Raw genomic sequence first — 20,105 nt, forward strand, 5'->3', positions numbered from 1 at the left:
GATCACGAAGCCCAAGATCGCGACCGTGACCCCTACTGCCACGGCCGCCGACCCGACGGCGAGCCAGAATCTCCCCGAGCCGGGTGCTAGGTCACCAACGCTTGAGAGCTGACTTCCTGCTACGAGGATCGCGCCCAACGACCCGAGGCTGACGGTGAGCCACTTCGCCGTCTCACGAATGCGATCGGCAGCGTCGGTGAGGGGGCTCGGATCCGCGTCGTCAGCCACTGAAGTCGCCCAGCTGACTGCCCTTGAGCCGGGCTATGTGCAGGTTGGGGCCATTGGCGCCTTGCAGCCCGACGACAAGTTGGCCGAAGGCGGCCTGATCGACGGACTCCACATTCACCCGGATATGCCCAGGGTTCTCCCGCAGAAACTCGAGAAGCTCGTCGGCGCCATCGACGCCTTCCACCGGCTCGGTGATGCGCATCGGCGGTCGGGGGTACTCGGGCCCGACCACGGGAGGGAGCAGATCGATCGGCTTTGGCCCGACCGGCGGCGGATCCGGGAAGAACACCGGAACACTCGCGGTGACATGCACATACACGACCACGTCACCCAGAGAAAAGACGTAAGGGTCGGCACCGTTCGTATTGAGATGAAGCTCGTTCGGCATCGTCCACCCCTGCCTTCTCGGTGCCCGCCTCAAACCGTTGGACGATTAGGGCCGACGGGCAAGGACCCCAGGCGCCCCCACAACTTGCCTGACCGGCCAACCTGAACTCGGACACGCAGCCATTCGACACTGCCTCACGTGTCCCAGGCCCATCTTGAGATGCTCACGTGGGGCCGAGGCCGACCTGGCCAACCGCCAACGTCGCTCGAGTTAAGTGCAAATGGCCGCAATCCTGAATATATGGAGCGTGCCGCTAGAACGTTGTCGCAGTCAAGGGCCCGCGAAGGCGGACGAGAGGCTGACTCGATTGGCCACCCCGCCGGCCAAGAGCCCCACATGGGAGTCGCCCTTCGACACTGCACGGTTGCCCACAAAGAGCGTAAGTAGAGCGCTCACGAAGACCGGCGCTCATTGCCACACGCGCGGCCGGCCGTCTAGTGCGCCCATGCAGTCTGGTCCGCCGCCTCTTGCTGGCTTCGATGTCGTGTTCTCGTGCTGAGACCGCGAACGAGTAGGTGTGGGTCGGGTGCTCGGCCATAGGTTTCGTGCCATGACATTCACGGCTCTGCACCGCGAGCTCGGCGCCTCGCCCGGCCCCCTGACTGACGACCTGCTCGCCCGCGCGGTTACCACGGGTGTGCGAGAGACCGACGACCTGGATTGGAAGTCTGAACTGCCGCCGACAAAGGGCATCACGCAGACCGACTATCCGAAGGATGTGGCCGCGATGGCCAACAGTGGAGGTGGGCTCATCGTCTACGGCGTGACCGAGTCGCAGAAGGCCGCGACTGGTCGCCAAGACGTCGGGGAGTTCGATGAAGGCTACGAACGCACGCTCCGCAGCGCGGCGATCACCGCAATCTCACCGCCCGTGTTCGGCCTCACCATTCATCGTCTCGGAGACGATCCAAGCCGGGCAGTCATCGTCAAGGTACCCGGCGGTCTCGACGGTCCGCACTTGATCTACAGAGGCGAATACTTCGGTGCACCCGTCCGGAACGACGCCGACACAGTCTGGATGAAGGAACGCCAGATCGAGGCGATGTATCGGGCCCGCTTCGACGAGCGGAGGCACGCCCGCGAAGCACTCGCCTCCTTGTACGAGGAGGCGAGCGCTGGCCGCGGCACCGCGGCCCGTGCGTGGCTCGTCGCGGTGGCACACCCACGGACCCCGCAGCTCAGTAGCCGACTTAGCCGAGATGATGCGCGCCAGGTGCTTTCCAAGGCTAGGTCGCTCGCGCTCGGCTTCGCGGACCGATCTGCGCAGCATCCGCTAGAGAGCGTGGACAGCTCGAACCCGCGTCCGGGACTGCGGCGGTGGGTCGCGGTTAACACCGAGACGAGCGAACGCAACATGTGGAAGGAGTCATGGGCGAGCATTCACCACGACGGCTCGGTAACCCTCGCGGCCGCAGTCGGCGGGGCGCGTTTGAGCGCGGACGGGTTCCTCAAGGGAGAAGAAGTCCGGGCCTCTCGTATCGAGTGCGCAGTTGCCGACCTCATGGCCCTCGTGCGAACCACGGGGGAAGCAGTCGGCACGACCGAGTACGACATCCGGATAGGCATCGAGAGCGAGACAGTTCCGCTGACGATCCTGACGATCGACAACTTCGGGCAGATGTTCGGGGGCGTCTCCACTCCGCTGCACCGCTATACCCCTGTTGAGGTGACATCCCGCGCGGACACGGCGCCGGCAGCGTTCCACCGGCAGGTCTTTGAACTGGCCGAGGACTGTGTCAACCAGGGCGGCATGTCTCAACTGACAGCCATACGGCCGCCCGAAGAAGCACCTTGAGATGTGAGGAGTCGAAACACCTCTCGAAGTGCATTGCGCGTCACAGACCAGCCGCGAGAGCTTGGTCGCCTCTGATCCTCGGGGGCCCGACCACATCACCCCGGCACCCGGCTCACCGGCGCGCCGCCACCCCCACCAGAAGTCCGAAGACTCAGTGAACTCCAGTCTTCGCGACGTCCGGTCGCCCCTCGCCCCATGTCGCGCGCGGGGGGGACGATGAGGATATGGATGCCCCGCGGAGGTCGTTCGAGTTCGAACAAGCGGACGAGCTGGCGCGCTTGCGACGGCGCGCCTGGGGACCGAATGCTGACATTGTGGGGGATGCGGCGGCTCAGGCTCGGCTCTCCGAACTGGAGGCCGCCCAACGTCGACAGGCGACTCCGGTCGGCGATACCGCCACAGGGGTCCCCCCTCCGATCCCCGAACGCATCCCGGTCGCCGAGACCGTCGAAGGGTCGCGTTCTGCTCCGACGTCGGTCCGTCAGCCTGTCGGCGGGGTGTTCGCCGCGCATGAGCGTGCCGGAACGTCGGTCATTGAGCAAGACACCGCCGAGGGGTCGACCGCCGCAGACGCGATCAACCGAGCCCCCGCGGCACCGTGGTGGCGCCGCCGCTCGTTGATCGTCGCCGGCGTCATCGCGACCCTCGCCCTGAACGTGGCCGTCACCGCGACGATGTCGCGGCTGCTTGCTGATCAGTCCACTCCCATCCCGTTCGAGACAGCGACCGAGGAAACGCCGCCGGTCCCTGATGGGCAGGGAGGTGGGTACTACGTGCCCGCACCAGATCATGTGCTCGCACTGAAGTCGGACGGTGCCGCCGCCGATCAGCCGCACGATCCGGGGGGCAAACTCGACGCTCTAGGGATCAGTCCCGGAGAGCTGAAGCGCTACGAGGACTTCCACGGCCCCGAGGTCTACAGCCTCGCCGTCTGGAGTGGAGAGTCTCGCTACGGCATGACCTGCCTGCTCCTCTCCCACGCCGGCCAGCCCATCAGCGACGGGGGGGGCGCCGCCGAAGGGTGTTCTTTGAAAGGCCTCGACACCATCGCGGACATCGGGGGGAGCGTCAGTCTCACCCGATTGGTGCTCAAGGGCGACCACATCGACGTCTACGTGTACGAGGGGGGCGCTGATCCGAACGCGTCGCAAGGCTAGCTGGTGGCGCCGCACCACTGACCTGGTCGACGAGACGCTGGCGCGCCATGGCGCTGTACCCCCCCGGCAAACGACGGACTCGCCGGAGAGTTGACGACACCCCGGCGACGGACCTACGCACCGGAGGCGGGCTCGGGGCGACCAGTGACCGAGGCCGCGCAGCCGGCAATCGCGGAGGTGGTGCAGTCAGCGCGAGGGTGGGAACCGCCGCCGCCGACCGCCTCAGTCGGAAAATGCGAGCGCGCAGGGTACCTCAGCGGGACTATCGCCGTCACGATCGTAGGTGGTGCGCGGAACTGGACGCTGCAGCGAACTGATCCTCAGCGGTCGCTTGGATCGAGATCCACGAGCAACTCTCTCTCCCCTGGGTCCAACCAGTCCGCAAGTCAGGGGGCGAGCTCATCGATCCACTGCTCATGGCGCGCCTCGGGGACCTCGACCACATCACCCCGGCACCCGGCTCACCGGCGCGCCGCCACCCCCACCAGCAGTCCGAAGAGCCCGTCAAACCGAGGCGCTCAACAGCCGCCCTCGTCAGCCTTCATCAACTAGCCATGTTTTCGTCAGGTCTGACGGTGCTCAGCACCATCCCCTGGCGGACCWCGCGGTTCTCCGTGCGCACGCCACTACCCCCGAACGCGACGACTTCTGATCTGCAGCGCATCGGATCCCAGCCGCCGTGAGGCGCTCAACACCACGTTCCTGTCCGCAAGAGCGCAACGACCCGCTGGTTGGTGGCATAGGCGTGGAGTCGCACTCCCCATTGGCCTGATGATCGGCTTCACCGGGCTGATCGGCTGGTGCTGCTCAGGATCCTGGTGACACCGAGGACTGTGCGGCTCGACCAACCGCCCCCCGCGTGCCTGGCACACCTGCTGAACGCGACGCAAGCAACCCGCTGCAGAGACGATCAGCCGTATGACTAGCCAGACAACCTGCGCCCACTCGACTGTCATCGCGCAGACGTAGGCGCAAACGGCTACGACTCGACGATCTGCACGTGCGTGCTGTGCGGGCGGGTAGTCAGGCGATGGGACTTCCTGGGCTGACAACCGGACACCACGCTCTTGCCCACAAGAGCGCAGTGTGGTGGGGCCGTGCGCGGCGGGTCGGTCGCAGTTCGAAGCAGCAGGGGCCCGCCGGTGTAGCCGCCGCGAGTCGGGCAAGTCGGCGCAGCCTTCCTGTCCGAGGCGTTGAGGGGTTCTCGAGTCTGCACTTACCCCGTTGTCGCTGTGTCTGGTGGTTGGAATCCGGCATCAATCGCTGCTTCGACGAGCGGCGCGCAGACCGCAGCCCCGAGGGCTGCGGTTAGGTCAGAGAGGAGCTTGCGCACAGCGAACGACGCGGCCCAACCGGCTGGAGTCGAGTTCCGAATCCGCTCAGCGAGGTGGCCAACGAGTGCCGGTCCGTTGCTGGCCAGCAGCTCTGCGGGCCAGTCAGGCGGGTGATATCCGTCGCCGAGGCCGATCCCGCGCCCGGCCAGCATCGAGTACGCGTCCGGGCTGCGGTCGCCAACGAAGGGGGCGATGTCGGCCCATCGCTCGAGTTCGCCGGGGTGGGCGTTTCGCGGAAGTCCCTGGAGGCGCGCTGCCAGATGGTCGCGCGCCCAGAGATTCCAGAGTTCGGCCCCGTTGACTGCGTCATCCTGGAAGAACCGAAGGTTCGAACTCGCGAACTCGGCCGCGTGGTCGCCATCGTCAGCCAAGACCGATCGGTCGAGAAGCACTTGGCGTTGCTCTGGCGTGATGCTCGCCTGGTTCACGATGGACGCGACGAGCGCGTAGAACTGGCCGACAAGCCCGTGCCCTCCGAGCTCACCGAGGCGGTCCCATTCGGCGACCACACTCTCGAGGAAGCCGTCACCAAGCATCCGGTCGTTGCATCGAGGGTTGTAGAGATAGGCCTCCCAGGCTTGCGAAGCATGCGGCCCGTTGAACAAGGGCAGGACCACTTCCCCCGTGAACGTCGCATCCGCGACGAATAGGAAGTGTGCCTGTCCGCCAAGCGCGGGTCGAATCGCGTCGAGTTCCGGATCGGGCCCGGCAAGCAGCGCCTCGAACGCCTGCCGCTCATCCCCGTTTAGGCCGCTCCAGGCATCGCCCAGATCGCGCCACCGGCGGTTGACCTCCAGAGTCCAGTAGCGAGCGAGGTCCCCTGGCCAGGAGTTGAGGGCGAGGAAGCTCGGGTCAGAGCCGGCCTGGGAGTCAAAGGATCCCTTCTGAAGGTTCCAGACTGTGCGCGCTAGATCGCGCATCGCTGCCGTCGCATCTCCCTCGGGAGTATCGAGGTGCTTCTCGATCTGGGTGACGAGAAACCGAGTGATCGCGCGAGTCGCCTCGGGGGCACCGGTCCGTTCGGCGACGAGTTGGACAACATCGCTAAGAAGCTCCGAGAGATCCGCCTGCTCCCAGCCCTCGACGATCGCGTCCTGCAACTCATCCGCCTTAACACCAAGGTTCGGCCGGCCGTCGATCGCGCTCCAGAGTCGATGCGCGAGGTCCGGGCGCCGAGCGGCCGCTTGGCGGACGAGCGCGACTGCGCTGTGCCAGGTAGGGCCGTCGATTCGCTGCTCTGAGTAGTCCACGGCCAGGAGCGTGGTCAGGGCGACCTGGGCATCAGAGTCGAGATCCTGCAAGAAGTCTTCGACGTCCATTGGGAACGCCTGTCCCCAAGTCGCGGTACTCGACCACCTGTCGAGATCCGGGAAGTCCCGCGGACCAAACGTCGGGTACTTGTTCTGTATCCGCTCGAGCTCATGCTGCGCCTCGAGCCACGCAGGTGCGGACTGAGTGAGCCAAACGAGCAGGTTGTAGGTGGAGTACGCCCGGTGGCGTTCCATGTCTGGAAAGCCGTCCGGTAAGTCCACGCCGTCCATTGCAGACGCCAGGAGCCTCGATCGAGTGTCCGCGCTTGCGTTGGGTACGACGATTGCGAGGACACGAAACACCTCGTGTTTGAGAGGCGACTCGAACAGAACCTCCTGGTCGAGTACCCACCGAAGTTTCTCGTCGTCCGTGAGGTCGTGGCTAAGTGCGAAGAGATGCAGCGCGAGCCGGCGGAAGAGCCTGGCATCACGCTTCCACCACCGGAGGGGAAGGTCCGGCTGCACGCCAAGTGCTTTGGTTCCGTAGTCGCGGAGTCCGTCGATCAACGCGTCCACGGGATCGCGGTAGTCGTCCTGGGGGTGCGGTTCGATCGCGGAACGACGGGAACTGAGGCTGTCATACCCGTGCTCGCCGCCGTATGCCACCAGAAGTTCGTAGGCGCTTCCGAGTGCATCCTCCAGAACCGCACCGAGCGCCGGATCGCCAGGGACGCGGTCCTCGACAAGTTTCAGAACGTGCCGGGCGAGGACATCGTCTGACGCATGCCACGCGGCCTCCGCTTGGGGTGGGGTCGTGGGGTCGTCCCCGCTCAGTGTCCACCGGGGTTTGAGAACGAGGAACGGACGTAACGCGACCCGGACCAGGGCCAGCTCCTCGGCCCTCTCGTCTACTTCGTAGGGCAGCAACATCCCGAGGTCCGGAGGCGCGGAGATGCCGTCAACCGATGTGGCAAGGAGCACTTTCCAACGTCGACCGGCATCAAGGTCGGTCTTCGCAAGCGTGTCCGCAGCCCAGCTCAACGACTGGTAGAGCGACGGCGCGAAGCGACGTCCAAGCCGCTGCACCACCCGGAGTGCCGCGCCGTGCAGCTCTCGATCGGCGACATAGACCTGCCCGAACCAGCCGCTCAGGACTGTGGAAGCCTCAGTGTCAGACCCTCCTGTGAACAGGCGTTGGAAACTCTCGACACCCTCAATCCATTTAAGCCACGGGACCCCATGGGCGAACTGGGTGAACTCCCGCACACCATCAGCAGTCTCCAGGCGTTGCCGAACGTAGTCCTCGTCGACCGGGTTGAGCTGCTGACCATCGTCAATGATCTCCTTCATCCTGGTCTGGTGATCAAGGCGTCCCATCCTCGCTCGTCGGTCCCATGCCTCGAGAGCGGCAACCATGGCGGAGTGATCGTCCTCGACCGCTGGATAGGGCACAGGGACGATGCGGAGGTGGTTCCATTTGTCGTCGCCAGGGCGATGTGTCAGCACGTAACGGCGGCTCTTCGACGTCAGGCCAAGGGCGAGATACCGCATGATCGGGTCGTCGTGGCTGTAGCCGACGAACAGCACGGTGAACTCGTCGAACATTCGCTGCAGGAACCTCGTCGCCCAGGCGTCGGTGAGGTAGGCCCGGCCGAAGTCGCGATCCGTCAGCACCAGTTGCGCGGGTGGGCGGTCGACCGAGCCGTGCAGGTGCACGACACCCGAGAAGGCATCACCGAGGGGCAGTGCCGGACCAACCCATACGTCGCCTTCCGAGAGCAGGGCCGACGCCGCAGCAGTCGAAAGGAGACTGTCAAAGTTGGTCGTCACGATCCGCGGCATGCCCGATGCCCATGCGAGCCGGACCAGCGCGGAGTGGGTCGGATTGAACCTCGTGTCTGGCCGCGCGATGATCCGCCGGGCGTGGGTGTGGGTCTCGAAATCGGCTGGCATAGAACCAAGGAACAAGTCGAGAGCCATGCCTTCGTCGAACGGCACGCGCGCCGCCTGGGCGAGCATACGAGCCAACTCTCTGAATGACGGCAGGTTCGATGGGTCTCCCATCGACGCGCCTGCGCCCACGAACAACACCAGGTTGCCGTCCGAGTGGGCCTCGATGAGCTCAGTAGGGAGCTCGACATCGCTAGTTATCCACATCTTGCCTCCCGCTCTCTGATTGAACTGTCGAGCGGGTGTCGGGCGTGACGCCCCAACTCGTATTGATGGGGCACACCAGCGGACGCGCGGATTTTCGCTGCCGACCGACGGGCGGCTGATCGCAATCGACCATGACACCCAACTGGAGCGAATCTAGATCCGAACCGGTGCTGCCGTCGGCAGCGCCGGCGCAGACTCAGTCCTCGCCCGTGTGGTCGACATACTTTGCGTCACCGCCGTGGGCATGAACGAGGCCCATCGAATGCTTCGCGTCGGCCYTCGAGGCGTAGTTTTCACTCGTGCAGATGATCTCGCCGTTTCCTGTTGAAGTTAGCGTCCAGTGATACGGCTGCTGGGCTGTCGACTTCCATAGGTGGAACTGCAGTACGCCCTCAGCCATCGGATTCCCCCCATCGAGTCCACTCTGGGCCGTCTCGGCGGCCGGGAGTCGCTGGCGTAAGCACCACCGCCAACTCGGCGTTCCGGCGGGCAAGCGTCGTCGCAGTCCCAGTTTCGTCAAGTCAGATGCCCTAGCAGGGCAGTGCCTCAACAACGTCCCATCCCGGGGCTTACGAGGGAAGCGCTCCAACCGGTGAATGATCGCCCGACTACGTGGGCGCACGATCACCACCACCTCGCCAACCCGTCACTTGGTCGATGGCACGGCGTCAGCTGCCGTCGTGGCGAACGGAGCGGATCCGGAGGTCCAGTCAATCGCCGGTGGGGTGGGCATTGCCGAGTCCGTACGCAGCCAGAGCTTCCTCGACGATGGACGTCACGGAGCGATGTTCGCGCTCGGCGCGAGACTCGACGAACACCCGTGTCCTCGGCGTGAGGCTGGCGAGGAGCCCGTCGCACTCGACACCTGCGGGGCATGCCGCGTGATCGTGGCTACCGCCGTTCCTCCCGGGCACTGGGCTACCCATACGCGAAGGTCAATGAGGTCGGCCTACCGCACGCCGCACCGAGTCCTGGGTATCGCCTCACGAGACGATCAGGCGGTGCCCGCCGACCAACGGGCGAGGGTCCCCCTCGCGCCCTCCCCATCGACACGATGGTTGCGGCCCGTACGGGAGCTCGATCGTGGCCGGAGCGCAGCAACGCCAAGTGCACGAAGTCCTGCGCGGTGAGCCGATGCCCCCGCGGCGCGACCCCACATCGTCGACGCTCAGTCGCCCTCGACACCTTCGCGCCACGTCGCTTCCTGCTATCCCACCAATCCAGCGATGAGGAACGCAATGATGGCCAGTGCGCCGCTGACCAACGCGCCACGGACGCACCAATACTTAATGCGCACGATCTGAGCGAGGCGCCAAAGCTGATGCAGCGTGCGTTCGCGGTCGGGCGGGGGTTGGTCGTCGAGCGCGATCGTCAAGGCCGCCGCGGTCTTGTATCGCGCAACGTGCGCCCAGTAGGTTACAAGTTCGTCTTCATCCTCGGTGGTGAACCGCGGCCACAACGCCGCCGCCGCGGAGGCGACGACGCCGAATGCGAGCGTTGCCGCGATCCACCAGACAATCTCACCGTCGGTGCTGTAAGCGCTCGGTCGCCAGTCCCCAGCGAGCAGGCCCCCGAGAACGGCACTGAATCCGATACCTGCAGCTGCAAGCACGATCCCGGCCTTCTGATCCGCGATGGAGATCTCGGCACGTGCCTCAGCGAGCATCTGTGGCTCGATGCTTGAACGTCTGCCCATGTGGCTACCTCCGGGCCGCAGAGTACCCGGCCATCGGCCGGCCCTTGGGCCCAACGGCGGATCAAGAATCGATGAAGAGCGTCGTCAGGCGATGAGCCCTGGCCCGTCGCGGCGATGTCGGTGGTGCCCCGTAGCCTGACTTGGGACGGAAGGAGCTCTCGGTGGACCTCGCAGAACTGCTCGAGGATCTCAACGGCAAGGCCGCGGAGGCACTCAAGACGGTGCCGGACGTAGTCGAGATCAAGGACCCGGGGCTCGATGAAATCCCGAGCCAGGGATCAAACAGGTGGCTCAAGATCCCCTCGGTCGTCGCTGTCATGTTTGACCTGAAGGATTCCACTCACCTTGGAACGGGGCGCCATGACACGTCGACCGCCCGGATCTACAAGACGGCGGTTGAGTCCGCTGTGGCTGTGCTGAACGAGTTCGAGGCGAACTTCATCGACATCCAGGGGGACGGCGGCTTCGGCCTGTTCTGGGGGGACCTTGCGTTTGAGCGCGCGCTCTGCGCCGCGATCACGGTTCGGACTTTTAGCGATGATCTAGTCGCGCAGTACGAGACGAAGTGGGATGACGGCAAGCTCCCGGCCACTGGGTTCAAGATCGGCATCTCCTGTGGCCGGGTACTCGTGAAGCAACTCGGAACACCCCGTAACGTCGATGAGCAGGAAGCCGTTTGGGCCGGCAAGCCCGTCAACTACGCCGCGAAGGCCGCACAGTCGGCAGACCGGCATGAGATTGTCGTCACCGGGTCCATTTGGGACCACTTCCAGGACAACGACTACGTTGCGTACTCGTGTGGGTGCGGTGGCGCTCCGAGTTCGACTCTTTGGAGCGACTTCACGATCGACCGACTGAATGACGAGTACGAAAGGTACGGTCGTATAGTCACCGTTCCATGGTGCGCCTCATGTGGGCCGTCGTTCTGCGCGGCAATCCGTTCCGGCGGGAAGAAGCGTGACGACATTCCCGACCACGTCCGGACACATCTCGCCAAGACGCAAATGGCCTCCGCGCTTGCCTCCAAGGCCCAAGAGTCGCGTGAGCGCAAGAGGCTGCTTGCGAGTCTTCGCAGGTGATGGCACCCGAGCAAAGCACCCTGGCTGATCGGCGGGCGATCAACGCTGGGGCGCAGGCCGCATGTTTCGGCAAGGGTAAGCCTCGCGAAAGAAGCCGTGGAACCCCGCTTTGCGGTCCGGTCGGCGGAGACGACCAAGGGCGGACACGATCTGGTTACATTCGTCGGAGCGAACGAGCAGGTCGGCTCGTGTAGAGGAGCGCGTGTGTACCCAAGCATCGAGGCCACAGTTGGAGACATCATCTCCACTCCGTGGCAGATCACCAACGGCGCAAAGGTTCCCGAAACCGATGACGTGGTCCTCAAAAACGGTGGGCGCCTAGTAGACGCGACGTACCTATACGCCGATCTTGCCGGCTCGAGCAAACTGGCTCAGAGCCTGAATAAGGAAGCAACCGCGAAGATTGTTAAGGCCTATATCAACACCGCGTCGCGAATCCTGAGGAACTTTGACGGTCAGATTCGCAGCTTCGACGGCGACCGCGTGATGGCAATCTTCATGGGCGAGAACAAGAACTGGAATGCCGTGCGCGCGGCTCTAGCCATCAACTGGGCCGTGCTCGAAGTGATTCGTCCGGCGATCAAGGATGGATGGACTGACGGGGCCAACTTCTGCGACATAGGACACGCTGTCGGAGTCGACACGGGCGAGGCGCTCATCGTACGTGGTGGGGYTCGGAACCACAGTGACCTGATCTCCATCGGCGCAGCGCCCAACGTCGCCGCCAAGCTCAGTGACCTTCGCAACCACCACTCCCTGTTCATCACTGATCGCGTCCACATGACCCTCTCCGAGGACCTCCTGACCGACGACACGGGACGTATCAAGTTGTGGTCCCGGATGTCGAACAGCGTGCAGATCGGCGGCACATACACCACAGTCTTCGGCTCCTCAGCCCACTGGGGGGTTTGAAGCCATGACCAGCATCTCGGCGGCCGATGATTCGCTGCTGCCGCTCGCGTTCTCTCTCCACGCGAACCCGGGCGCGTACGCGGCACTGCTTGGCGCCGGCGTCTCTGCCGCTAGCGGTATCCCCACCGCCTGGGGCGTACTGCAGGATCTCACGGCACGCGTCGCAGACGTTTCCGGTGAGGACCCTGGCGGCGATTCGATCAGGTGGTACGAAGATCGGTTCGGCGAGGAGGCGCGGTACGAGACTCTCCTGGAGAAGCTCGCACCCACGCCATTGGCCCGTCAAAACCTGCTGCGCGATTACTTCGAACGGTCTGACGACGACAAGGACACGGACCGGAAGTTGCCGACCGCTGCGCACGTCGCGATCGCTCGTCTGGTCTCCGCCGGAACGATCAGAGTGATCGTCACGCTGAACTTCGACCGCCTGATGGAGCAAGCACTCCGGTCCGAGGGTGTCGAACCCACGGTCGTCGCATCCCCGGCGGACGTCCACGGCCTCGCGCCTCTACACACCCTGAACTGTTGCGTCATCCATCTACACGGTGACTATCTCAACCCGACGTCCATGCTGAACACGACGACCGAACTCGGCACGTACGACCCCGCGACCCTGCACCTACTCACCCGCGTCCTCGAGGACTACGGCCTGATCGTGGCAGGGTGGTCATCCACATACGACCCTGCGCTACGGGCCGCCATCGCGGAGCACTACTCCGGCCGGCTGGCACTTGCGTGGATTGAACCATTCACACCATCTCCCGAGGCCGTTGAGCTACGGACGCTCAGGGGCGGTCTGCTGCTCGAGACCGACGCAGACCGAGGCTTCGGCGCGATCGCGGATGCTGTTGACGCGTTAGCCACTCGTTCGGCCCGCCATCCCCTGACCGTTCCGGTCGCCGTGGACACCGCGAAGCGGGAACTGTCGGGCCGTCGCGTGGCAATCCACGTTCACGACATGCTGAACCGTGAGTTCATCCGTCTTCACGATCACCCGGACTTCAACCTGCCCAACCACCAGGACGACCTCCCGTTCGGCGGGTACGCGGCCATGCTCGCGAGGACTGAAGAGGTATCCCGCGTAGCGGGCGCCCTGATTGCCACCCTGGCCTACTGGGGCGACGCCGCGACAGACCAGTGGTGGCTCGCCGAGCTGGAGCGGTTCGCCGCCCAGCCGCGAGATGGCGGAATGGTCAAGCTGCTTCAGTTGCGTCGGGTGACCGGATCTGTGTTGTTCTACGCCGCCGGCGTGTCGGCGATCGCGTGCCGCCGATTTGAGTTACTTAGTGAGCTCTTGAAACTGCAGCACACCGCTGCGTTTTCGAACCGCAGCGAGCCGTTGTTCACTCTGCTCGACGCTGACCTGACGTACATGGAGACGCCAGGCGGCTCAGCAAGACTCCTGGGAGTCGTTCGACCGCTTCTACGTGAGGCTCTGACGATCACCGAAGCCGCGATCGATGACGCCTGGCAACTCTTCGAGGTCCTTCGCCTTGCGAGGTCCACGCTCGACCACAGGTCGTTCCCGGGCCGAGCCGTCACCCTCAACGAGAAGGAAGCCGAACTGCGCGACACGCAGCAGGCATTCGACACGGGGGAAGCAAAAGGCGGTGACACGGCAAGCGCGCAAAACCAACGAGCGGACGCGTGGCAACAGCGAGACCGTGCGCTGGGTGCGATCGCGAACCTCGTACCCATACAGCGACCACACGTTCTCGCTGTCGACGACGGCCCCGATGATCGCTACCACAACCCCTTGGCTAAGCGCCTCGCGTATGACCTCGACGTTGATGCGGCCAACCACCCGCTCATCACTTCGAACTTCGCCCCGGACTCACGCGAGCTCTCCATAGCTGTGAGTGCAGTCAGCGTCGCGATTGGAAGAGTCGGGAACGAACTCGCGTGGAATCGCCTGCCTCCCGGTGGCGGTGCCGTGGTTCAAGAGGTCTGGCTGGACACCAACAAGACCCCGAACGAAGTGTCGGGTCAGGCTTAACACTGGCAGTTTGAACGTCGTAGGCCTCGTCCTCTACCCGCCAGGTTGGCGATTCATTCGCGACTGCGGCTCCAGCTCAGTGCCACCCCGAGGACGCGGGCGCGACGCTCATCGGGCAGCAACTCGACCCGAAACGCGCCGTTCGCCTGCAAGGGCCCAATCAGGACCTCATTTCCGTCGACGTGTTCCTCGAGGACGAGAAGATCGTGATCGCRCCGGCGAGCCATGGCGACGGAGACGTCGTTCACCCAGCCACTCACCATGAGGAAGACCTCATGCCTCGCGACGAGCACGCGGGATGTGCTGTCAGCGGTCTCGTCGTTGGCGACCGCGGCCAGCGCCAGCGCACCGGCCGCCTCGATCTCTCCCTCGCTCAACCACGGAAAGGGGCAGGGGAGTCCGGCGTCTTCAACCGCGACCGTCGTAAGTCGCTCCAACAGCCAGTCGTTGACTGTGGCGGTAACCAATCGACAGGTCGCGGACGCGAGCAGGGCAGCCGGGTCTGGTTCGCCACCTTCTCGCCGACGCACCCTCGCGGMATTGTCGGCATCGACGATCCGAAGTGCACGCATGTATGGAATGTCTAGCTGGGCTTGGAGCCTGCGCGCAGCCTGCCTTCGCGCGCTGTTGTTCGTCACGGGTCGGACTCCTCTCGCCTTAGCCGGCGGCCCATCACCGAGAAGGCCCGACTGCAGGGCCGCACTTCGGCTCCTCGTCGGCGAGAATCAGTTGCCATTCGATTGTGGCAACCTGACCTTGGGCCGCCTCGAGAGATGAGCTTCTGCCTCGCGAAGCGCCCACAACGCCGCCGTACGCTCGGCAATCAACTCGTCGCGTCGGAGACGAGCTTTCGCGCCAATGCTCAGCAGTTCAGCTTGCAGCCCGGCTTCGTCGACCGGCGCTGCAGGACTGGCTTCGACCGCTCGCAGGCTCACGCTGATCTCTTCGATCGTGAGCTCAACTACGACCACGGCACCCTCGGCCGGCACAGCCAAGCCGGAGGCGTCGTGCTCCGTCCGCGTCGTCCTGACCCGTCGCCCGACAACACGCGTCGGCTCCCAGACAGCCCCCCACCGACCGTCGCTCGGAGCGCTCATGCCGGGAGTGTGGATCAGCTCCTGCTGGGAATCTAGGTACTAGACGTTGTGGCATCCTTGCCCATCCCGATGAACGAGCAGGTCACAAGAGCGCGTCTCAAATGAGATCGAGAAGCGTCTCAAAAGTGTGCGGCGGGAGCGACCAAGGCCGCCCGTGCGACCACCAGGGAAGGTAGCCGCCACCACTGGCGCGGCGTCGCCTCAACCGGCGTGGACCCTGCCGTACCTCACCACACAACTAAGCCAGCGCACGTGCGCCGACCTCGGTGAACGCCGAACCGGCGCCGCACCCCGAGGGCCGGCGTCCGACAACCGTGGACCGAATCCGCCATGTCCCAGCGGAACCGACACCAGTCGCACCGGAGAGCACGCTGACCTGCACCAACACTTGTGCGCCTGGGCAGATTCGAACTGCCGACACCCGCTTTAGGAGAGCGGTGCTCTATCCCCTGAGCTACAGGCGCGCGATCCACGGGGAACGCCCGAGAGCCTACCGAACGCGCGGGCGAACGACCGAAGGCGAACGCCTCACCGGCGCCACCGCAGAACGTCGCGAACGGGCCGCAGGTGCACACCCTCGGCCGCCAGGTCGGTGCGGGCGTGCCGGCGGTGGTGCAGCACCCCCGCGAGCCCGACGAGCCACGGCAGCAGCAGCACCGCGAACGCGACCCGGTAGGCATCGAGGGTGTAGATCGAGGCCCCGGGCGGCGAGACCAGCTGGAGCACCAGCCCGACGGCGAGCACGCCCAGGATCGTCGAGGTGAAGCCGCCCATGTTGACGAACCCCGTCGCCGCCCCGAGTCGGTCCGGGGGCGTGAAGGTCCGCGCGAAGTCGACGCCGACCAGGGAGATGGGTGCCCCCGCGCCGAGGACGACGACGAACAGCAGCAGCTGCCACAGCGGCCGTGGGGTGTCGAAGGCCAGCAGGACCGACCAGGCCACGAACGTGGCGCCGGCCGTCGCGAGGACCGCCCAGCTGCGGCGCAGGGGGTGGCGGGCGGTGAACTGCCCGGCCAGCGGTCCGGTGACCATCGCGGAGACGGTGAGGACGATGAGCAGGAGGCTGGCCTCGCCGGGCGTGCGGTTCTGGGCGGTGACGAAGAACGGCACACCCCACAGCAGCGCCACCACGTTGGCGGAGAACGGGCACAGGAAGTGACTCCAGAACCCCAGTCGGGTGCCGTGCGGGCGTGCCGCCGAGCGGACCGCGGAGAAGAAGCGCTCGGGCGTGGGCGACGACGACACCGCGGAGCGGATGCCGACGAAGGCGACGGACGCCGCGACGACCCCGAGACCCGCCAGCGTCGCGAACGCGACCGTCCAGCCCCGCGAGTGCAGCAGCCACGCCACCGGGATCGCGGAGGCGAGCTGGCCCGCCTGACCGATCAGGCCCGTGGTCTGCACCATCACCGGCACGCGGCGCGGGGGGAACCACTCGGCGACCAGCCGGCACGCGCCGATGAAGATGGGGGCGTCGCCGGCACCGATGAGCACGCGGGCCACGAGGGCCCATCCGACCTCGTCGGAGAGCGCCAGCAGCAGCTGTCCCGTGGCCATCACCAGGGATCCGCCGACGAGCACGGACCGGGCTCCGAACCGGTCGAGCAGCTGGCCCGCGGGGAGCTGCATGCCCGCGTACGCGGTGAGCTGGACCACCGAGAAGAGCGCGAGCATGGTGGCGGACAGCCCGAACCGGTCGATCGCGTCGACGCCCGCCACCCCGAGGGCTGTGCGGTGCATGACGGCCGTGAAGTACACGACGACGGCTGCGGCGAACACGACGCCCGCGGTCCGGGGGGTCCCGGCTGATCGCGTCGTTCGCACGCGGCACGGTACCCCGCAGCGAGCGTCGGCCCGTCGCCGCGCTCACCGAAGAATCACCCCGAACACCCATAGACCTGCACATACCGACGGCGGGACGATCGCGACAGGGGAAAGCTCAGCGGAGGGGGACCGCGATGGCTGCACCGCGCGAGGCCGATCGGGCACGGGAGACGTACCGGCACCTGAGGATGATCCTCGTCGCGCTGGCCGCGTTCCTGCTCATCGGCTCGATCTTCGGGCTCGTCTTCTTCGGCAAGTTCGAGGGCTCCATCAGCGCCAGCTACCTGGGCCCGCTGCGCGACGTGTTCGTGGGCTCGTTCGTCGGCATCGCGGTGTGCCTGGTGGCGTACCGGGGGCGGACGCTGGAGGACTTCGCGCTGAACCTGGCGGGCTTCTACGCGCTGTTCGTGGCGTTCGTCCCCACCGACCTGCAGGACACGCTGCGCGGGATCGACGACGCGGCGGTCCGCGAGCAGATGGTCAACGGCATCCGGGTGTCCACGTGCTCGGTCCTGGTCGCGGCGGTGGTGCTGGTGATCGCCGAGAAGCTGACCGGCAACTGGCCAGGGGACGCGCTGGGCTCCAAGCCGAAGAAGGCGAAGGCGTTCTACCGGCTGTCGTGGGTGCTCGCGGCGGCGTTCGTCGTGCTGCTGCTGTTCCGCATCTGGGAGGGCGACGAGTTCGCCTGGATCCACTACGCGGCGACGTTCCTGCTGATCATCAGCATGGCGGTGGCGGTCGCGTGCAACGGGTGGCCGAAGGCGGCGGGCGAGGACGATCTGCCGGACCAGCCGCTGTACAAGTGGATCGCGGTGGGCATGACCGCGGGCGGGATCGTGGTCGTCCTGGTGGCGCAGTGGCTGTTCCGGGGGTACCACGTGGCCATCGCCGAGTGGTTCGAGATCGCGCTGTTCCTGGCGTTCTGGGTGCGCGAGACCGTCCGCAACTGGGACTTCCCCGCCAAGGCCGCGGTACAGGCACCGCAGGTCCCCGCCGTCGACGCGTGACCTCCAGCCCCGCGTGGCAGGATCGCGGGATGACGACGGAGCAGAAGCCAGCGCCCGACATCACCAAGAACGCGGGCGACACCGAGCTGTGGGTCGAGCGCACGGGCAAGCGCCTGTACACCGGCCGCAACTCGCGCGGGGCCGAGGTGCTGATCGGCAGCGTGGGCGTGGAGAACGTGTTCAGCCCGGGTGAGCTGCTGAAGATCGCGCTGGCCGGCTGCAGCGGGTTGGCGGCGGACGCCAAGCTGAGCCACTACCTGGGCGACGACGTCGACGTGACCATCAAGGCCTCGGGTATGAGCGACACCGAGGAGGACCGGTACCCCGCGATCGCGGAGGAGCTGGTCGTGGACCTGAGCGCGCTCGACGTAGCCACCCGCGAGCGCCTCATCAACCTGGTGCACCGGGCCATCGACTCGCACTGCACGGTGGGTCGCACGCTCGACGCCGGCGCCACGGTGCAGCTGACGGTCACCGGAGAGCGCTGATGCCGGCCCTCGTCGAGGCGGCGCTGGCCAAAGCGGTCACCATCCCGTCCGCCACCATCCACGCGCACGTCGACTCGTTGCGCCGCCGGAACCCGGAGGCGACGCCCGAGCAGCTGGTGCGCCTCCTGGAGAAGGAGTACCTGCTGGTCGTGCAGGGCGCCGGCGGTGCGGTGGGCGCCTCGGCGGCGGCTCCCGCTGTGGGCACGGGCGTCGCGCTGGTGCTCACGGCCAGCGACGTGGCCACGTTCTTCGCGGCGTCGGCGGCGTTCTCGCTCGCGGTGGCCAGCGTGCACGGCATCGAGGTCGAGGACTCCGACCGGCGTCGCGCGCTCCTGCTGACCACGATCCTGGGCGACTCCGGCGGCAAGATCATCACCGACGGCGCCGAGCTGACCAGCGTGAGCGTGGCGCGCGCGTTGCTGACCCGGATGCCGATGGCGACGGTCCGCAAGGTGAACACGACGATGACGCGCCGGCTGGTGCGCACGCAGCTGACCAAGCAGACGGGCCTCGCGGTCGGGCGGCTGATCCCGTTCGGCATCGGCCTGGTGGTCGGGGTCGCGGGCGCTCGGGCGCTCGGCAAGAACGTCATCGAGGGGGCGCGCAAGGCGTTCGGTCCGCCGCCGCTCACGTTCCCGAAGGTGATCGAGATCGCCGGCCCGAACGACGTGCCCGTGATCCTGCCCGCCGAGCCCAAGCGGCTGACGGGCAGGTTCAAGCGGATCGGCTCGAAGAGGTAGGTCCTACCAGCGCGCGTGCACGTGCTGGCGGATCCGGCCGTCGTAGATTCCGCGGAGCCCGCCGAGGGTCTCCTCGTCGACCGGCTCCAACGCCGCGGCCGCGGCGTTCCCGACCGCCTGGGCGGCTGAGCGCGCGCCGGGGATGACGACGGACACGCCGGGCTGGTCGATGATCCAGCGCAGGGCCAGCTGCGCGGTGGTCCAGCCGGGAGGCGTGAGCGACGCGACCTCGCGCGCGGCCGCGACGCCGACCTCGAACGGCACCCCGGCGAACGTCTCGCCGACGTCGAACGCCTGGCCACCGCGGTTGTAGCTCCGGTGGTCGTCGGCCGCGAACTGCGTGTCCTCGTCGTACTTGCCCGACAGCAGTCCCGACGCCAGGGGCACCCGGGCGATGATCCCGACGCCCTCCTTCTGCGCCAGCGGGAGCACCTGCTCGAGCGGCTTGCGGCGGAACACGTTGAGGATGATCTGCACGGTCGCGACGTGCGGGCGGACGATCGCCTCGAGCGCCTCGTCGACGGTCTCGACGGAGACGCCGTAGGACGCGATCCGGCCCTCGTCGACCAGCACGTCGAGCGCGTCATAGGTGGACTCGCGGCGGAACACCTCGGTGGGCGGGCAGTGCAGCTGCACCAGGTCGAGGGTGTCGACGCCCAGGTTCTCGCGCGAGCGGTCGGTCCAGGCGCGGAACCACGAGAGCGTGTAGGCCTCCGCGGTGTGCGGGTCGGCGCGGCGGCCCATCTTCGTCGCGACCGTGATGCCATGGTCCGGGCCGCGGGAGCGCAGGAACGTGCCGATGAGCTTCTCGGAGCGGCCGTCGCCGTAGACGTCGGCGGTGTCGAGGAACGTGACGCCGGAGTCGACGGCGGCCCCCAGCACCGACAGCGCGGCCTCCTCGGTGACCGATCCCCAGTCCGCGCCGAGCTGCCAGCAGCCCAGCCCGACCACTCCGAC

The 20,105-nt window shown here is 66.4% G+C and carries 17 protein-coding genes and 1 tRNA gene; 8 read left to right on the forward strand and 10 right to left on the reverse strand.

What is annotated here, in order from left to right:
- The coding region (locus AC1DUQ_RS02745) for a hypothetical protein (protein ID WP_477073358.1) at positions 1-228 on the reverse strand (228 nt) is incomplete at its 3' end.
- The gene (locus tag AC1DUQ_RS02750) at positions 221-616 is read right to left on the reverse strand and encodes a hypothetical protein (RefSeq protein ID WP_477060114.1); all 396 of its coding nucleotides are present in this window, start codon (positions 614-616) and stop codon (positions 221-223) included. The genes AC1DUQ_RS02745 and AC1DUQ_RS02750, both read right to left, overlap by 8 nt.
- A gap of 550 nt (positions 617-1,166) precedes the next feature.
- Here AC1DUQ_RS02750 and AC1DUQ_RS02755 point away from each other — a divergent pair.
- On the forward strand, positions 1,167-2,411 hold the full coding sequence (locus AC1DUQ_RS02755; RefSeq protein ID WP_477060113.1) for an AlbA family DNA-binding domain-containing protein: 1,245 nt from the start codon (positions 1,167-1,169) through the stop codon (positions 2,409-2,411).
- Positions 2,412-2,635: 224 nt separating this feature from the next.
- Complete coding sequence (locus tag AC1DUQ_RS02760) at positions 2,636-3,568, forward strand: hypothetical protein (protein WP_477060112.1); 933 nt, start codon at positions 2,636-2,638, stop codon at positions 3,566-3,568.
- 1,216 nt (positions 3,569-4,784) lie between these two features.
- Here the strand turns inward: AC1DUQ_RS02760 and AC1DUQ_RS02765 are convergent.
- The 3 genes from AC1DUQ_RS02765 to AC1DUQ_RS02775 form a co-directional block, all read right to left on the reverse strand.
- Positions 4,785-8,309 (reverse strand): SIR2 family protein, encoded by a 3,525-nt coding sequence (locus AC1DUQ_RS02765; RefSeq protein ID WP_477073359.1) that lies wholly within the window; start codon positions 8,307-8,309, stop codon positions 4,785-4,787.
- Positions 8,310-8,505: 196 nt separating this feature from the next.
- Positions 8,506-8,709, reverse strand: coding sequence for a YegP family protein (locus tag AC1DUQ_RS02770; protein WP_477073360.1), 204 nt, complete (start codon positions 8,707-8,709; stop codon positions 8,506-8,508).
- Positions 8,710-9,516: 807 nt separating this feature from the next.
- Positions 9,517-9,975, reverse strand: a complete 459-nt coding sequence (locus AC1DUQ_RS02775) for a Pycsar system effector family protein (protein WP_477060109.1) — start codon at positions 9,973-9,975, stop codon at positions 9,517-9,519.
- 191 nt (positions 9,976-10,166) lie between these two features.
- Between AC1DUQ_RS02775 and AC1DUQ_RS02780 the strand changes: the two genes are divergently transcribed.
- The 3 genes from AC1DUQ_RS02780 (at position 10,167) to AC1DUQ_RS02790 (ending at position 13,992) form a co-directional block, all read left to right on the forward strand.
- Entirely contained in the window at positions 10,167-11,084 is a 918-nt protein-coding gene (locus AC1DUQ_RS02780) for a hypothetical protein (RefSeq protein WP_477060108.1), read from the forward strand.
- Positions 11,085-11,180: 96 nt separating this feature from the next.
- Positions 11,181-11,996 (forward strand): adenylate/guanylate cyclase domain-containing protein, encoded by an 816-nt coding sequence (locus AC1DUQ_RS02785; RefSeq protein WP_477073361.1) that lies wholly within the window; start codon positions 11,181-11,183, stop codon positions 11,994-11,996.
- Positions 11,997-12,000: 4 nt separating this feature from the next.
- On the forward strand, positions 12,001-13,992 hold the full coding sequence (locus AC1DUQ_RS02790) for an SIR2 family protein (protein WP_477060106.1): 1,992 nt from the start codon (positions 12,001-12,003) through the stop codon (positions 13,990-13,992).
- Positions 13,993-14,045: 53 nt separating this feature from the next.
- On the opposite strand, the gene AC1DUQ_RS02795 is transcribed toward AC1DUQ_RS02790, so the two are convergent.
- The 4 genes from AC1DUQ_RS02795 to AC1DUQ_RS02810 all read right to left on the reverse strand — a co-directional run bounded on the left by AC1DUQ_RS02795 (position 14,046) and on the right by AC1DUQ_RS02810 (position 16,868).
- The gene (locus AC1DUQ_RS02795; RefSeq protein ID WP_477073362.1) at positions 14,046-14,630 is read right to left on the reverse strand and encodes a hypothetical protein; all 585 of its coding nucleotides are present in this window, start codon (positions 14,628-14,630) and stop codon (positions 14,046-14,048) included.
- Positions 14,631-14,717: 87 nt separating this feature from the next.
- The gene (locus tag AC1DUQ_RS02800; protein WP_477060104.1) at positions 14,718-15,089 is read right to left on the reverse strand and encodes a hypothetical protein; all 372 of its coding nucleotides are present in this window, start codon (positions 15,087-15,089) and stop codon (positions 14,718-14,720) included.
- Positions 15,090-15,480: 391 nt separating this feature from the next.
- Positions 15,481-15,553: transfer RNA gene (locus AC1DUQ_RS02805), tRNA-Arg, on the reverse strand.
- 64 nt (positions 15,554-15,617) lie between these two features.
- Positions 15,618-16,868 (reverse strand): MFS transporter, encoded by a 1,251-nt coding sequence (locus AC1DUQ_RS02810; protein WP_477073363.1) that lies wholly within the window; start codon positions 16,866-16,868, stop codon positions 15,618-15,620.
- A 179-nt stretch (positions 16,869-17,047) separates the two neighbouring features.
- On the opposite strand from AC1DUQ_RS02810, the gene AC1DUQ_RS02815 reads away from it, so the two are divergent.
- The 3 genes from AC1DUQ_RS02815 to AC1DUQ_RS02825 are packed head-to-tail and all read left to right on the forward strand — an operon-like array spanning position 17,048 to position 19,148.
- Positions 17,048-17,920, forward strand: a complete 873-nt coding sequence (locus AC1DUQ_RS02815; RefSeq protein WP_477060102.1) for a hypothetical protein — start codon at positions 17,048-17,050, stop codon at positions 17,918-17,920.
- A gap of 29 nt (positions 17,921-17,949) precedes the next feature.
- Complete coding sequence (locus AC1DUQ_RS02820; protein ID WP_477060101.1) at positions 17,950-18,408, forward strand: OsmC family protein; 459 nt, start codon at positions 17,950-17,952, stop codon at positions 18,406-18,408.
- Positions 18,408-19,148: a hypothetical protein gene (locus AC1DUQ_RS02825; RefSeq protein WP_477060100.1), complete on the forward strand. Its 741-nt coding sequence runs from the start codon at positions 18,408-18,410 to the stop codon at positions 19,146-19,148. The genes AC1DUQ_RS02820 and AC1DUQ_RS02825 overlap by 1 nt, the downstream gene beginning before the upstream one ends.
- Positions 19,149-19,151: 3 nt before the next feature.
- Here AC1DUQ_RS02825 and AC1DUQ_RS02830 read toward each other — a convergent pair.
- On the reverse strand, positions 19,152-20,105 hold a 954-nt coding region (locus tag AC1DUQ_RS02830), incomplete at its 5' end, for an aldo/keto reductase (protein WP_477073364.1).

The sequence above is a fragment of the Cellulomonas sp. P4_B5_2 genome (genome assembly GCF_056402235.1).